The organism is Alicyclobacillus acidoterrestris, from assembly GCF_022674245.1.
Lineage (GTDB): Bacteria > Bacillota > Bacilli > Alicyclobacillales > Alicyclobacillaceae > Alicyclobacillus > Alicyclobacillus acidoterrestris.
In genome coordinates this window covers 1,174,279-1,188,725 of the sequence record NZ_CP080467.1, presented here as the reverse complement: position 1 = coordinate 1,188,725, position 14,447 = coordinate 1,174,279, and the positions used below count along the sequence as shown (strand labels likewise).

The following is a 14,447-nucleotide window of genomic DNA, read 5'->3' as shown; positions in this document are numbered from 1 at the left end:
AGTGTGGAATTACTGTTTTGGGTTATAGTTGAGTTTGGTGTTTCATTTGAAACAAGGTTAGCACCCTTATCAGTTCTGTCAACTGACTGGGTTACTGCCTACCACATCCGACTATAACAGTCATCGCGGTGACAGTGACCCCTAATGTTGCCCATTTCGCGTAATTTATCAATTCAAAATTCACTCTTCGATGCCCAGATTGATGTATACCAATCTTACCATTGCATCATCTATGCTCCAGTTGGACCTCAGTACACCCCAATTTTTGATTTACGGCAACTACTTACTCCTAGGGCCCTCAAACATTGTTTTGAGCATTTTACTCATCACGCATTTGTAGCAAAATTCATTCGTCTCCCATGTCAATCTTGAGTCAGACATTAAGAGAGGAATGGTGTACGACACATGCCGCAATCCAAAATCCCGCTCAATATAGATACCCTCTCCGATTCGGATACTTGTGATCCGGAAACACGACTCAGCTCCTCCATGCATATCACGGCGTTGGCGAGATATCGAGCAAACGAACATCCGCCACTTGAACAAGATACGGCCGTTACGACGTTTGGGTCACTCGACATTTTGGTCAACAATGCTGGAATTATGGATAAGATGACGGCCGTCGCCGACGTCACCGATGAATTGTGGGAGCGAGTTTTCGCGGTGAATGTAACCGGTCCCATGTGGGCGATCCGAAAGGCGCTTCCCATCATGATTCAACAGGGACGCGGGGTCATCGTGAATACCGCATCAGTTGGCGGGCTGTTCGGGTCACGCGCAGGTGCTGCCTACACTGCGTCGACACACGCAATCGTCGGATTGACAAGGAACGTTGGATTTCAATACGCACAGCTCGGCACTCGTTGCAACGCCATCGCCCCGGCGGTGTTGAAACCAACATCGGCAGTGACATGCAAAACGTCAACATGTCATCCCTCGGCATGCAGCGTGCCATGGTTGGCATGAGCGGCAACCCGCGTATCGGCCAACCAGACGAAATTGCGAAAGTAGCATTGTTCCTCGCCTCGGATGATGCCAGTTTTGTTCACGGCACCGTCATCACGGCCGATGCTGGATGGACGGCTTACTGATTGAACGAGACAACCTATCCGCGACCGAGAGGGGGGCACTTGCCCCCCCTCGACCTTTCCCACCATCCCCTCCAATGACGACGAATGTCCCACACGCATCTTGCCACCACCTCAGTCCACGCTGCTCCGAAGGGGGCACCAACCGCCAACGCACAAACCGAACACAAGGGCTTCAGTTTGCATGTTGACCGCGCCCCAAATTCGTGGTAAGGCCAAGTAAAAACCGGTAAACACACCGTATTAATATGAGTACCAACCAGGCGACTGGAGGCTCTTCGCGCACTTGTTTATCAAGCAGTCGAGAGTCTCTTTTTGAGTTTTCAACGCTTCACCCTCGCATGGGTCTGTGAGATGAGTGCGATTGGGGAGGCAGAAATGAAATCACTCTCTAACGAATTTTATCAAGTTTCACTTTCCCGCAGCCAGTTCAGCGACTGGCAGACAACGTTATCGACGATTCGAACATAGATCGAACAATCCGAAATCAAAATTGTGGATATCAAGAGGGTGGGAAACGATGAGTTGGTCATCATTTATCGCCTCAGGCATGCACGAGAACTGTAACACTGCGTTGGCAAGCACTTCTACCTGGATTGACCACATCTTGCATCCCGTGGACCGCCGCGTATGTGTCGATGTCGAGCCGACACTGCGAAGGCTTGGATTTCATCGAATCCAAGAGGTATCTACGACAGACGCACTCACGAATTGTACAACGTTCGCAGCCGGCAATGTGCTCTTGCAGTTTGTTCCAACAAAATCCCCCTTCCGGTCTGCCCGTGCAACAGCGGAAGCAGGCTTGGCCAGTACACGGGCGCACCACAGGACACCCTATATTGCCCTTGGGACGGATGATATCGAGCGCAAAGCCGTTGAACTGCGCGAGAAGGGGTTTCGCGTCAGCGTCAGCGACCCCGTCCCTTACGTGGAAATCCCTTGCTGTGACAAAGTGATTCGGTCGAAAATCGTCTACGTGGAAAGCGCCAGCGGACCTGGTATCCCTTGTCCTTGCTTTGTCCAGTGGGAACCGGTTGACGCATCCCACCCCCAATCCGTTCGTCCGCCGCTGGACCAGCGTGCGCCGAGACTTCGTGAGGTCGCCATTGCCGTCGAAAATCTCCCACGCGTCGTAGAACATTGGGGCGTGTTGACAAGAAGCACCCCGAGTGAAAGCTGGATTCAGTCCGACATTCAGGCGTATTGCGTCCGCATTCCCGAACAAGATGAATTCATTACACTTTGCGAGCCGACTGGCGCAGGCAAAATTCGTGACCTCCTGCGAATCCAGGGACCCCAACCCTTTCTCTTTTCCTTTCATCAAGCACCGGAAAACCGTGAATTGGAACTGCAAGGCATTACGCTGCGCATGGAAAAGCATGCGCAGCGCTGAACGGACGGTCATACCCAGCACCCGATGAACCGCCTGGCAGAGGAGTCTTCTCCACAGCAAAAGGGCTGTTCCCAAAGGCAACGGAATGCCTTTGGGAACAGCCCTTTTCCAAGGTGATGGGCAGCTACTGTCCGCTTGGTGCGTCGGGTTGTGCAACTCCGTTCATAAATTTGGCTTGCGGCACTTTTCTAAGCCAAAGCGCTGCGATGATGCCAATCAAGGAAGCTACAGCCAACACACTGAAAGCGGGCCACCACACGTGCGCATCCGCAGAATTCACCACATGGTTTTCGTTCTTCACCATCGCGCCGAAAACGGTAGGTCCGAAGACGGTCATCAAATATCCGATGGAGGACTGAAATCCTAGCAAGGTTGTCCGGACGCGTGGTTCGGACATCTCGGTCAGTCCTGCCTTGTACTGCGCGGAGTCGGCAATCACCCAAAATCCCACCCAGAACCCAACAAGGGTCATGAGCGCTGCCTGATGTACGGTCCATCCAATCAGCAACTCACCGATGCCAGAGCAAACCAGGGAGATTAGAATAGAGCGCAGACGTCCGACGCGATCGGCAAAGATCCCCCACAGGTAGGACGATGGCGCACCAATCAGAATGATGATTGCCGCGAGAATGCCCCCGTATCGCGTCGCGTGGTCCAGGCTCGCTCCGGTCATCACGACGGAAGCCACCATCGCAGGCCCAATCCAGCCCCAGAAACTATACAGTTCCCACATGTGTCCGCAGTACGAGAGGGTGATGATGCCTGGCCCCGCATATCCCCCGCCCGGGCTGAGCCGAGGCAGCGCAGCGACCGGCGGCGCTGCCCCATCGTATGACAATTGGGTTTGCAAAGGGGATTCCTTGATCCAAAACAGCAAGATGGCGCCAATCAGAGCAGGAAGCGATGACCAGACAATCCCCGCGCGCCACCCAAAGCTGGCAGCGATGGGCGCTGCAAGAAAATACCCGCCAGCATAGGCAGCGGTCAGCGCACCCGTGTAAGCCCCGATAGCCGTGCCGCGGCGCTGCGGCTCAAACCAGTTGGACAACAGCGACATGCCCGGCGCATAAATCGCGCCTGCCGCCATCCCGGTCAGCAAGCGTAAAATGAGAATTGACAAGAAGCCATTCGAAACCAAGCCAAACAACATGGAAAAGACGAAGGTAGCGAACGTGGCCGTGATCAAAACCAGCTTGATGCCGAAGCGATCGGCCAGCCATCCAGTAAAGGGGACAACAATCACATACCCCAGCTGAAAGAGGGAAAGAATGAGCCCGGATTGGAACGGATTGATATGGTACTGCTTGGACAACAAACCGGAAACCGCAGAGTAGTTATACCAGGGAACGTAGCTGAGCAGCATCGACAGGCACATCAAAATGAGGATTCCGGTCTTGTTTTTCATCGCGTGGTTCCTCCTTCAAATCTCAAAAAGCCGCAATGATTACCTAGGGCGAGAGTTGCTGAACACATGACTTGCAGAGCCGTGTTGTTCGACGCAATGCCGCAGCAGGCGTCTTCACAGGGTGCATCAAACAGACACCGCGACAGTGTGCAAGCCCCAGCAGATGCCCGACCTCATGGGCAGCGATGGAAACGGCGCCTTCGTGACCGGCCCACTTGGCGGACACCAGTGCGACCCCATCTCCGGTGACACCGCCCAGATTTGCGTGCATTCCGTGAGACAAATGGTGGTCGACAACCCAAAGCCTTACCGTCTGACGCCCGGAAGACAAGGCCGACAGCAGCGTGTTGACATCAGCGGCGCCAGAATACGCATCGAGGGCGGAGGGGCTGATGCCCTTCGGCTGGGCGTCAAGCATGCACGACACCCGCCGCCCATAGACGTGTGCCAATCGCGCCTGGATCTGCGGTAAAAGCCAGCCAAGGCCCGGTGTCGCGCAGATGTGAAGCACCAATACCTGCCCTTCGTGTATACGGAGCTGCGAAGGATTGTACAAATTCATCACCCGCAACAGTGTCTTGCCACGAGCGCGCCAGCCCCCTCAGGAATAGTAACCAGGTTCAGGGGCCAAACCGTTGACAAACCAATTGCCAACGTTTCGTTGCTTAAATTCAGCCGGGTTGTGCAAGGTATGGGTACGCACGTTGCGCCAAAACCGGTCGAACCCATATCATCTCACAGTGCGTTCAGTATACAGAGCGTCCTTACGGCCGCTCAATATAAATTATACCATTCCAATGTGATTAGTAGTATTTGATATAACATGATGATCAGTCGAACATGCACCCAATTACGTCTTCTGGCGTCTGCAGCTTCCTCCTAGTTCGGATCAGACGCGCCGCGACCGTCAGCGCAGCACGCTCCAACGGCGCCCGTACCTGCTCGTCCGCAATACTGTCCAAGTCCGCAACGTGAGCCAGGCCGAGCACACGCCGTATCATCTCAACACCTGCAAATCCTGCGGTATCCTGAAGAAGGGACACGACATAAGCTTTTTTGTAGGTGTCGTTTTTCCACAAAACCGCCTCTTCATCCCACAGCGAACAGAACGTCTGCTCAAACACCTCCCAGATTTGCTGGAGCGTGCTGACAATCCAAGCCTGGTAGGCATGACAGGATGCTTGTGAGGAGGCGTGATAGGCCTGCGAAATGTAACTGAGGGCGAAGTTCCCCGCCAAAGACCCAATGTCAAATCCCATGGGGCCGTAACAAGCGAACTCAGGATCGATGACCTTGGTCTCCGCCTGATTGACCATGATGGAACCCGTGTGGAGATCACCGTGAATCAATGCCTGGGATTGCGACATGAATTTTTCCCGCAGCTGGAGAACCCCTGCGAGCAATTCTTCATCCGCTTGAAATTCCAGCACGTACGCCTCGAGACTGCGGCTGTATCTGTTTTCGGGGTGCTGCATGAACGGGTGGGTGAACACCAGGTCTTCCGTCACTTTACACAATGCCGGGTTCGCGAACTCGCACGCCATTTTCTTTTTCGTCTCCGAGGATAGATATAAATCGGATGTATAAAACAAGGAACGCGCAAGAAATGTCCCCAAGTGCGTGGCACAATGAGGGTATTTGATCTGCTTCATCATTCCACGACGCATCACGAGGTGTTGATGAAGGTCCTCCATGACGAGCGCATGCATGTCCGGATCGTACAGATAAATTTTTGGCACCCAATCCGGGCAGTACGTTGCCTCAATCTGTAAAGCGCCCGCTTCAATTCGAATTCGGTCAAGCGGGACGCCGAAGCTTTCGCCCACTGACCGGGCGTACGGAAGGGCCTGCTTTACAATCACGGATGGTCCATCTGGCGCTGCGACCGCTCGGACTCGAAACACAAGGTTCATGTTGCCGTCGGCCAAATCTGAGGTCTCCAGAGATTGTTCCGAAGGGAACCACTTTGCAGATTCTGGAGTCCTCCTGATGTATTCAACAAGTGTCTGCTCGTCAAGTGCCTGATAGCTCATGCGTACTCCCTCCAGCACTGCCGTGTGAATCTGATTATGCCTGCCGTTTACGATTGGAAAACGCAGTAAAAGCGATGGCTAGAATGAGTAACCCACCCTGGAAAATATTTTGGGCTGTGTACGGGACATTCAACATGGTCAGCCCGGTGAGCAACACTGAAAGGAACAGCGCGCCGACGAACGTTCCGACAACGTTGGCTCGGTTCAGCCCCCAGACGGAAAAACCCATGTACGTCGCGGTCACAGCATTCAGCAAATAGGGAGCCCCCGCCTCGTTTTCGCCGGATCCAAGCAGAGATGCCAGAACAATGCCGCCAACTGCTGCCAAAGCCCCGGATAACACGTATGCGAAGGCTCGATAACGGTGCACCGGAATGCCCGCAATCCGTGAGGCTTCCGGGTTGTCCCCAGTGGCGTAAAACTGCCGCCCCCAACGCGTTTTTTCGAATAGGTAGAACATGACGGCGCCGATGATGACGGTCAGGATAATCGGGAACGGTACGCCGAACAGCTTGCCGCTCGCAATGTAGTTGAAACCTGGCCAGAACGTGCCTGGTGCCGTTTTCCCCGAAGACAACGCCATTTGTGGATAAATATTCTCACCATTCGAATAGGTTTGTTGGATACCATCCACGGCAAACATCATCCCCAAGGTGACTAACAGGTCAGGCATTTTGAAGCGGACAATGAATAGGGCGTTGACCAATCCGACGGCGGCACCCACTGCCAGCGGCACAACAATCGCGATCCAAAGCGGCGCCTTGTGCAGAACCATCAGCCCGGCCGCGACCATCGACGCCAGGCTGGCGACGGAACCAATCGAGACGTCGAATCCATTCACCACCAGTGATGACATCACGCCCAAGGAAATGAAGAACGTGATGGACGTCGACACCAAAATATCGGCGAAGTCAGAGACGGTCAGAAACTTTGGGCGAAGGATGCTAAAGGTAATGATGATGAAGACAAAAATCGCCACCGTGCCGTATTTGCCTAACAGAAACTTAGGGTCGGCAACGACTCGCTTTGCGACGGACTGCGCGGGCTCTGATACGATCGGTACGTCAGCCACGGAGCATGCCTCCTTTCCCACCTGTTGCATAGCTCATCAACGCATCGGACCCAATGTCCTCACTTGTTTCGTACACAATTCGCCCCCGGTGCATCACCATGATGCGGTCCGCATTACCAATCGCTTCATCCAATTCAGAGGTAGCCATCAAGACAGACACGCCTCGTTCAGCCATGTCGCGAATCAACCGATAGATACCGGACCGGGCACCCACATCCACGCCTTTGGTAGGTTCATCCAATATCAGCAATTTCGTTGCAATTTGCAGCCATTTCGCAAACACGACTTTTTGCTGGTTCCCTCCGCTGAGTCCGCGTGCCTCGATCGCCAAGCTGGGGGCCACCAATCCAACTGCTTGCTTCAGCGTCTCGCCCAATGCCCTTTCACGTGCCCGGGATACCCCTCCGGCAAAGCCCCTGACCCCTTGCAAAAACGGCAAGCTCAAATTCTCCAGCACGGAATGATTCAGATGCAGCCCCTGATGGTGCCTGTCTTCAGGGACAAAGCCAGTACCGCGGCGAATCATGGTCCGCGGCGTGTGTCGTACGATTGTCTTTCCTTCCCAGGAAATCTCGCCGGAGGTCACTGGATCCAAGGCAAACAAAGCTCGCACCAACTCCGTCTTGCCAGCGCCAACCAATCCGGTCAGCGCAACCACTTCACCTGGGTAAATCTCCAGATTGACGTTGGTCACACCCGTAGGCGTTGTCAGGTTGCGGATTGTGACCAAAGGCGCCGCAGCGGCAGGCTTTCTCCGACGCGCAGGATACAAGTCCATCACTTCCTTGTTCAACATCGCCCGGATGGTGCGGTCACGCAGCCACGCTGATTGGCGTTCCTCTTCCGAAACAGAAAATTCGTCGACCAGCCTTCCGTCACGCAGCACGGATATGCGATTCGCTATCCGAAAAACTTCATTCAAGTGGTGCGAAACGTACAGAATGCCCATCCCTCGCGCACGGAGCTGCTTGAGGACCGTCAACAAATGATCCGCCTGGTCTGGAGAGATGGAAGCCGTAGGTTCGTCAAATATCAGGAAGCGAGCACGCTCATCCAGCGCGATCGCAATGGCCAGTTTCTGACGATCCGCCAGCCGCAAATTGGAAACCCGCTCATCGAGCGGTATCGTGCCGCCTTCAATGATCTCCAATTGTTGCTTCAAACGCGGGGTCACGCCACGAGGCGGAAACACCCACGGCGTGCCCATTCCAATCCGAGTCTGCAACAGTAAATTTTCGGCTGCGGAAAGGCTCGGAAACAAACTCACATCAAATTCCTGATGCAGTGTTCGAATGCCAGCCAGATGAGCCGCAGCCGGATTGTGCAAAGTGATGGGGGTGCCATCAATCTCGATGGTCCCTTCGTACGCCGTGAACAACCCAGAGAGCACGTTGATCAACGTAGACTTTCCGGCGCCGTTGGCCCCAACGAGCGCGTGAATCTCTCCGGGCAGTAAGGTGAACGAAATCTCCTTCAGCACTTGAACTGTATCAAACGATTTGCTCAAGCCTTTGACAACCAATCCATTCAACGGCGACACTCCCAGTTCCACACAGACTTCACTGCTTTTCTTTTTCCAATTGTTGCAACAAAGGTGAACTGCCTAAGCTGGTTTCACTCGGCAGAATGGAGAGAAAGAAGTCGTGAATGTTTTCACCTTGCGGAGGCAGTTTCGATTGTTCGATCAGTGCACCTGGAATCCAGATCGACGATGGAATTGATTCCCCGTAGGCATCCCGAAGCGCGTAGTTGACCATGGCTGTCCCGTATTGATAGACATCATTTGCGGCTGTGGCCTTCCATGGTGAATTTGACTGCTTCATCAAAGCGAGATCTTGGTTGGACACGTCAATGCCGTAAATCGGGACATTGCGTTGCAGCGCCTGCTCTGCTTTGACAGCGCCAATGGCAAACTGGTCCCAGGAAGCCCAAATCGCACTGAGCTGTCCTGCGTTGGGATACTGTCTCAGCAGTGCTTCCGTTCGAGCCATGGTATCGGATATGGTGGTGTTGCTCGCATCTCCGTAAGTGGCAATGACGTGAATGTCTGGGTGTGCCTTTTCAAATGCTTTGAGCGACACCTCCCGTTGCACCATCGGCGTAAAACCACCAACCCAAATGACGGCGATGTTTCCCCTATTATGGATTCCTTGCGCCAGCGCATTCAAAGACAAGGTCGCTAATTGTTGATTGTTCTCATTCGCATGCGCGACACCCTTGACGGGAATATCCGCTTCCACACTAATTACCTTGATGCCTTGGTTAATGGCTTGTTGAACAGCGGGTGCCAGAGCTGAAGGCTGTGATGCGTGGTTGACGATAATGACATCCGGATGCTGGGCGATCACAGCCTGAAGCTGACTTACCATTTCCGCCTGGTTATACGAAGCTTGCGTCTCGGTCAGGGTGACATCGGGATATGCTTGCGCAGCGGCCTTGATCCCGCTCAAAAACTGTGCCGACCATTCATCGTTGTCGTACAGACTGACCACCGCAATATGTACAGGTTTTACCTTCACGGAACCCGATGTGTTCGATGTGGCTGCGTTGGAAGTCGCGGCCTGTGTCCCGCATCCAGCCGCAAACACCAGTGCGGCCGCGATTGGCAAGATTAATTTTTTCATCTGACGCTTCATGTGTGCTCCCCCTCATCTCTCTCCATCACTGATTTTCCTGCACCACCAATGCGCAAGGCTGCCCAAGCTGCAATCTCCAGTGCCACCCCCATTGATTGAACACAAAAAGGCCCACCCTGCCATCCATGGCAATCAAGCCAAGGGAATTGTAGACAGGAATGAACCTTCGGTGGACCGATCGGCAATTCTATATTTTCGGTCAGTTTAATATCTATTATTCCAATTTGTCAATTGAGCGTTTTGCAGAATTTATAAACTCCCGCAGGGCAAGGGTTCTGAGCGCATGAAAAAGGACTTCACCCCAACCTTCGAGAAGATTTCAAGTGACCAAACCAGAAATTTTCGAGGAGGGAAGTCCCACTTGTATCTTCTCCAACCATCGCTCTTTCCCTTTGAGGACTGGCTAGAAATTGACTCCAGCGATCGTTTTCCCTTGTTCTTTGCTGTCTTGGATTTACAACCCTATGCTTCGAAATTGAGAAAACAGTCACCCCAAGGCGCGAAACCTATGAATCGTGAAGCGATTCTGCGTGCACTGCTGGCTGCTCACACCAGCGAACGTCTTTGATGGTGAGATGGCGGCGCCATTGCTGGAACACGTCGTGACGACGCACGGTTGGAAAATCGACTTTGTCATGATAGACGCTGGATATGATCAAGTCAAAAACTATGAAACGGTTCGTCAATATGATGCACAGGCAATTATCGCGATGAACAAGCGCGGTGAAAAAGAACCGCTTGAAGGAATCACATCGGACGGGACGCCGCGTTGCACGATGGGATATAACATGGTGTATTGGGGTGCGGATGGGGACCGACTAAAGTTTCGCTGCCCGCACGCGGTTGGGAAGGTAGATTGTCCGCTTGGAATCGCGACATGTTCCGAATCCAACTACGGTATGGTCAAAAAGCGGATCACAGAAGATATTCGGCGGTACTGCGCACCACACCGAGGCATCCGAAAGTAAAGACGTACATGTTCCTCAACGCGATGGTGTTACTTGCATCGGCACTAGCTGTGAACCATATCGAACGACACAAGAAGACTGCATAAATCATAACGAGTTGACCTGACGAGAAACGGCGCAAGAATACCAGTATGTGGAATTTATTTTACTTACCCTAGGTGTTGTTCCTTTTTCACCTCCACCCAAAACGACCATTCTGCAAAACGCTCACATTTCTAATGGTCTATGGTCTCGTAGAATCTTTCTCCAGTCCTGGGGTTAAACCAGACTTGCTGTTTAATTCCTGTTGTCGGATCGATAAATATTTCATCGGTCTTGATATGGCCCTTTGGCGGTTTTTTTACATTTGTCTTCAAACGTTTCTTCCTTGTTCGCCAGGTGAATACCATTGCGCCCAAAACCAATAACGCGCCGACAACATAGGTCATCACAATGAGCGTTCGCACGATTATTGCTCTCGCACGACGACAGCTGTGCCGTACGCAATGATCTCAGACATGGTTTGCCCCACTTCACTGGAATCAAAGCGCATCATCACAATCGCGTTTGCGCCCATTTCATGGGCATTTTGAACCATCCGATCAATTGCGTGTTTCCGAGCGTCCTCCAACATCTCCGTATATTCCTTGATTTCTCCACCAACCAAACTACGAAGACCTGCCGTAATATTACCCGCTAGGCCACGGCTCCGGACGACCAAACCAAACACTTGACCAAGGACCTTTTCAATTTGATACCCGTGGATGTTTTCAGTCGTTACAATCAACATTTAATTACTTCCTTCCCGAGTTCTAGAATCCAAAATCAAACCATCTCAATTCAATCATTGACGCGTTTGTTGACATTAATTATGGCTCTCTTTTGCATAAAAGTACGAAGCCACAACCGTAATCAGTCCCCACAAAATAATCGGTATGAGAACTGCCAGTTTCATGACGGAATTCGTGGGTAGCACCCACGCGAGAATGATGATAAGAATCCCTGTCGGAATGCCCAATTGCCCACCTAAGCGATGTGTACGATTCCAACTTTCCTCACTCGAAAGCGTCCATGGCGTTCGAAATCCAATCCACCAATTCGGATGAATACGAGGTAAGACATTGGCTATCAACATAAACATAATGCCGATTGCCGTCGGTATGAATCGCATCGATGCAATGTGTAACGCATGACCCAGGACCGTGAGATACACGAATCCCATACACACCACAATGACACCGCCAATATAGCGATACGTGGTCCAGAAGGATTCATAATTTCTCTTTTTTGGATCCAACCGCCAAAGCACATACCATAAAAGAATGATTGCGAGCATAGTGGCTGGTTCGTACGAAACCACCAGCAAACGCGGCGTCATTCGACCTGCTTTACCAACAACCTGTGCCGGAAGATATGCATACGCAACCGTCCCAAGCATAAGGGTCAAAATCCATGATGCCCAACCCCACCACGGCATCGCGTTACTTTTTTTCATGTTTCTGGTCACCTCCAAAGTGTTCAAGAAGCCACGCCAACCACTCCTGAAGAATGGTCGTGTTGAGGCGGTAGACAATGAAGGTGCCTTCTCGCTGGTCGACGACCAAACCCGCATTTTTGAGCACGCTCAAATGACGACTAACGGTTGGCTGAGCGTGTGTAAAATGATCAGCAATTTCCCCCGCGGTTTTCGGCCCTTGCTTTAATAATTCAACAATTTTCCGACGTGTCGGATCCGCCATTGCCTTAAATACACTTTCGTTCATGCGACTACCCACCGTTTCATTTATCGCTGTTTTCCATCCTCCAATTCAATCCATCTGTTGGTGAAAATGATTCGTTCATTCCGTCATCGGTGCTTCACAAATCCTTTTCTTTATTATATAGCGATATGGCTAAAAACGAAAGAAATAAATGTGCTAGGATAAATAATGAAGAAACTGCCCATAGCCCAGCGTTGGTGTGTCAAATTCCCGGCATCCGCCACTTGGCACAAATGTACCTTATGGCGACTTCTGTTCAACCCGGATTTCGACGATTGTGTCCTCATGAACTGGTGTGAATAATTGAAAAGGTGCTCCCCGTATGGCTAAGATGAGTTTGTCAAGAACCACATCTTCGCTAGGAAGGAGCACCTTTTGGGTGAAACAATATAATCATACACGAAGTCAGTTTGCTCGTAAAAGCTCTACAATTCATACTCGCTACGATTTGAATGCCGCCACCTCCTTTGGCGGTGCAGCTGGTCTCATAGATTTCGTTTTGGGAACGGGTATTGACAGGGAGTTTTGGGTACATGGATTACGCAAGGGCAGAAACACCCAGTTCCACATGGACGATATTGCTCTGACCGTCATTTTCGGTTCCTTGCTGGGTCAGGAACGGATTTTCCACTTTGAGGACATCGAACAAGATCCCCTGTTGAAGCTGAAGTTGGACGTGCCAAAACTGCCTGATACGACTCTGTTATATAAGGACCTCAAGCGGCTTGGCTCCGACGCTGGCATCAAGGCGATACGTTCGGCGCATAGACAAATCCTAAAGTCACTTCTCCCCAAAGGACAAAGCATCGTGGTCGATATCGACTCCTCTGTAGAGACTGTTTATGGCGCGCAGCAACAGTCCGCTGTTGGATATAATCCACACCATCACGGACGAGCGAGTTTCCATCCCTTGCTGGCGTTTGATTCACTCACTGGTTGTTGTCTCTATGATGAGTTGCGCTCTGGTGACGCCCATACATCAGATAGATTTGCGAATTTCTACAAGGCGATGAAAGACCAGTTGCCGGATGGCGTCAACATTCGTGCCGTCCGCATGGATAAAGGGTTTACCGGAGAAAAAGTGTTTCAGATATTGGAGCAAGACAAGCGGGATTACGTCATCAAACTGAAGTGGACCAAGCGACTCGCACAGTTGGCGCAAGCGCCAAATCTCCTCTGGCACTGCATCACAGAGAGTGACCGGAAACATTGTGACGTTACTTCCATCATGTATCAGGCAACATCCTGGGACAGGCCTCGGCGGGTCGTGATTGTGCGTCGCTTGGACATTGACCCACAGGAGTGCCTGTGTGCGGAGTGGCTCTGGGAATACGAGGCGATTGCCACAACGCTTGACTGGCGCGGCGAGGATGTATGGCACTTCTATAACTTTCGTGGTAACGCTGAGAATCACATCAAGGAAGCCAAATATGGATTCGCCATCGACCAATTCTCCAGCCAAAATTTCGATGCCAACAAAGCGCTACAAGGTCTAAAGCTACTTGCGTATAATCTACTCCTGCTGTACAAGCACGTCGCGCTTCAACCAAGGGTGCGACAGTGGACCGCCGGACGGCTCAGACGAAGACTATTCCATCTACCTGGGATTCTAGTGCGTCATGCACGCCAGTGGAGCATTCGTCTTCCCGTGTATGCCAAGCATCGGTCGTTGCTCATGCTTCATGCCGCCACGTAGATTTTCTTCCAATTGAAAAAGTGGAGTTCATAGCCTGGCTTGGGGAGGGGGGAAGTGTGTCCATTGCTCTAGTTCCGTACCATGATTTCGCCGTGTCCGCTAACAAATCCACCAAATACTCGAAAACAGGTTCCGATCAGTGACCTTAATCACCTAATCGTCGAAATCCGGGTTCAACTTAATCTCATGTGCTTGTGAATAAGATAGTAAACACCATACAAGATGAGTGCCATTGCACATTCAAAAGTCCGCATAATGGGTATGATACCGAACGTTTCGTTTGCTCCGGTAAGTTGAGGATTTTTCAGAGCATGTAAACTAATCCACTCTCCAAGGTAAGCAAGGAAACATACCGCTGCCGCATATACAAAAAATGTTCCAATTCGTCTAGATTTGGTTGATGTCACAACCTCAGCT

Annotated in this window: 12 protein-coding genes and 2 pseudogenes; 5 read left to right on the top strand and 9 right to left on the bottom strand. The window is 51.8% G+C overall.

Annotated features, from left to right (window positions below; translation table 11 throughout):
- Positions 1 to 405: 405 nt before the first annotated feature.
- Both K1I37_RS05535 and K1I37_RS05530 read left to right on the top strand, forming a co-directional pair.
- A pseudogene (locus tag K1I37_RS05535) lies at positions 406 to 1,091 on the top strand (SDR family oxidoreductase).
- Between the two features lie 517 nt (positions 1,092 to 1,608).
- A complete protein-coding gene (locus K1I37_RS05530) occupies positions 1,609 to 2,481 on the top strand; it encodes a VOC family protein (protein WP_021294841.1) in 873 nt (290 codons plus the stop codon).
- 124 nt (positions 2,482 to 2,605) lie between these two features.
- On the opposite strand, the gene K1I37_RS05525 is transcribed toward K1I37_RS05530, so the two are convergent.
- The 6 genes from K1I37_RS05525 to K1I37_RS05495 form a co-directional block, all read right to left on the bottom strand.
- Positions 2,606 to 3,886 carry an MFS transporter gene (locus K1I37_RS05525; protein ID WP_021295210.1) on the bottom strand — a complete coding sequence of 427 codons (1,281 nt, stop codon included), beginning with the start codon at positions 3,884 to 3,886 and terminating at the stop codon, positions 2,606 to 2,608.
- A gap of 43 nt (positions 3,887 to 3,929) precedes the next feature.
- On the bottom strand, positions 3,930 to 4,397 hold the full coding sequence (locus K1I37_RS05520) for a hypothetical protein (protein WP_236613819.1): 468 nt from the start codon (positions 4,395 to 4,397) through the stop codon (positions 3,930 to 3,932).
- A 319-nt stretch (positions 4,398 to 4,716) separates the two neighbouring features.
- Positions 4,717 to 5,919 (bottom strand): S-methyl-5-thioribose kinase, encoded by a 1,203-nt coding sequence (gene mtnK / locus K1I37_RS05510; protein ID WP_021295208.1) that lies wholly within the window; start codon positions 5,917 to 5,919, stop codon positions 4,717 to 4,719.
- A 34-nt stretch (positions 5,920 to 5,953) separates the two neighbouring features.
- A complete protein-coding gene (locus K1I37_RS05505; protein ID WP_021295207.1) occupies positions 5,954 to 6,991 on the bottom strand; it encodes an ABC transporter permease in 1,038 nt (345 codons plus the stop codon).
- Positions 6,984 to 8,522 carry a sugar ABC transporter ATP-binding protein gene (locus tag K1I37_RS05500; protein WP_021295206.1) on the bottom strand — a complete coding sequence of 513 codons (1,539 nt, stop codon included), beginning with the start codon at positions 8,520 to 8,522 and terminating at the stop codon, positions 6,984 to 6,986. The genes K1I37_RS05505 and K1I37_RS05500 overlap by 8 nt, the downstream gene beginning before the upstream one ends.
- Before the next feature lie 28 nt (positions 8,523 to 8,550).
- Positions 8,551 to 9,627, bottom strand: a complete 1,077-nt coding sequence (locus K1I37_RS05495) for a sugar ABC transporter substrate-binding protein (RefSeq protein WP_021295205.1) — start codon at positions 9,625 to 9,627, stop codon at positions 8,551 to 8,553.
- Positions 9,628 to 9,988: 361 nt separating this feature from the next.
- Here K1I37_RS05495 and K1I37_RS21620 point away from each other — a divergent pair, with 361 nt between their 5' ends.
- Both K1I37_RS21620 and K1I37_RS21615 read left to right on the top strand, forming a co-directional pair.
- Complete coding sequence (locus K1I37_RS21620; protein ID WP_322790872.1) at positions 9,989 to 10,195, top strand: hypothetical protein; 207 nt, start codon at positions 9,989 to 9,991, stop codon at positions 10,193 to 10,195.
- Positions 10,173 to 10,681: pseudogene (locus tag K1I37_RS21615) on the top strand (transposase); the annotation flags it as partial. The gene K1I37_RS21620 and the pseudogene K1I37_RS21615, both read left to right, overlap by 23 nt.
- 362 nt (positions 10,682 to 11,043) lie before the next feature.
- Here the strand turns inward: K1I37_RS21615 and K1I37_RS05485 are convergent.
- The 3 genes from K1I37_RS05485 to K1I37_RS05475 form a co-directional block, all read right to left on the bottom strand.
- Positions 11,044 to 11,364 carry a YbjQ family protein gene (locus K1I37_RS05485; RefSeq protein ID WP_021295569.1) on the bottom strand — a complete coding sequence of 107 codons (321 nt, stop codon included), beginning with the start codon at positions 11,362 to 11,364 and terminating at the stop codon, positions 11,044 to 11,046.
- 75 nt (positions 11,365 to 11,439) lie between these two features.
- Entirely contained in the window at positions 11,440 to 12,069 is a 630-nt protein-coding gene (locus tag K1I37_RS05480) for an SdpI family protein (protein ID WP_021295568.1), read from the bottom strand.
- Positions 12,056 to 12,337, bottom strand: coding sequence for an autorepressor SdpR family transcription factor (locus K1I37_RS05475; protein ID WP_021295567.1), 282 nt, complete (start codon positions 12,335 to 12,337; stop codon positions 12,056 to 12,058). The genes K1I37_RS05480 and K1I37_RS05475 overlap by 14 nt, the downstream gene beginning before the upstream one ends.
- Positions 12,338 to 12,713: 376 nt before the next feature.
- On the opposite strand from K1I37_RS05475, the gene K1I37_RS05470 reads away from it, so the two are divergent.
- Positions 12,714 to 14,030, top strand: coding sequence for an IS1380 family transposase (locus K1I37_RS05470; RefSeq protein ID WP_242215909.1), 1,317 nt, complete (start codon positions 12,714 to 12,716; stop codon positions 14,028 to 14,030).
- Positions 14,031 to 14,447: the final 417 nt, after the last annotated feature.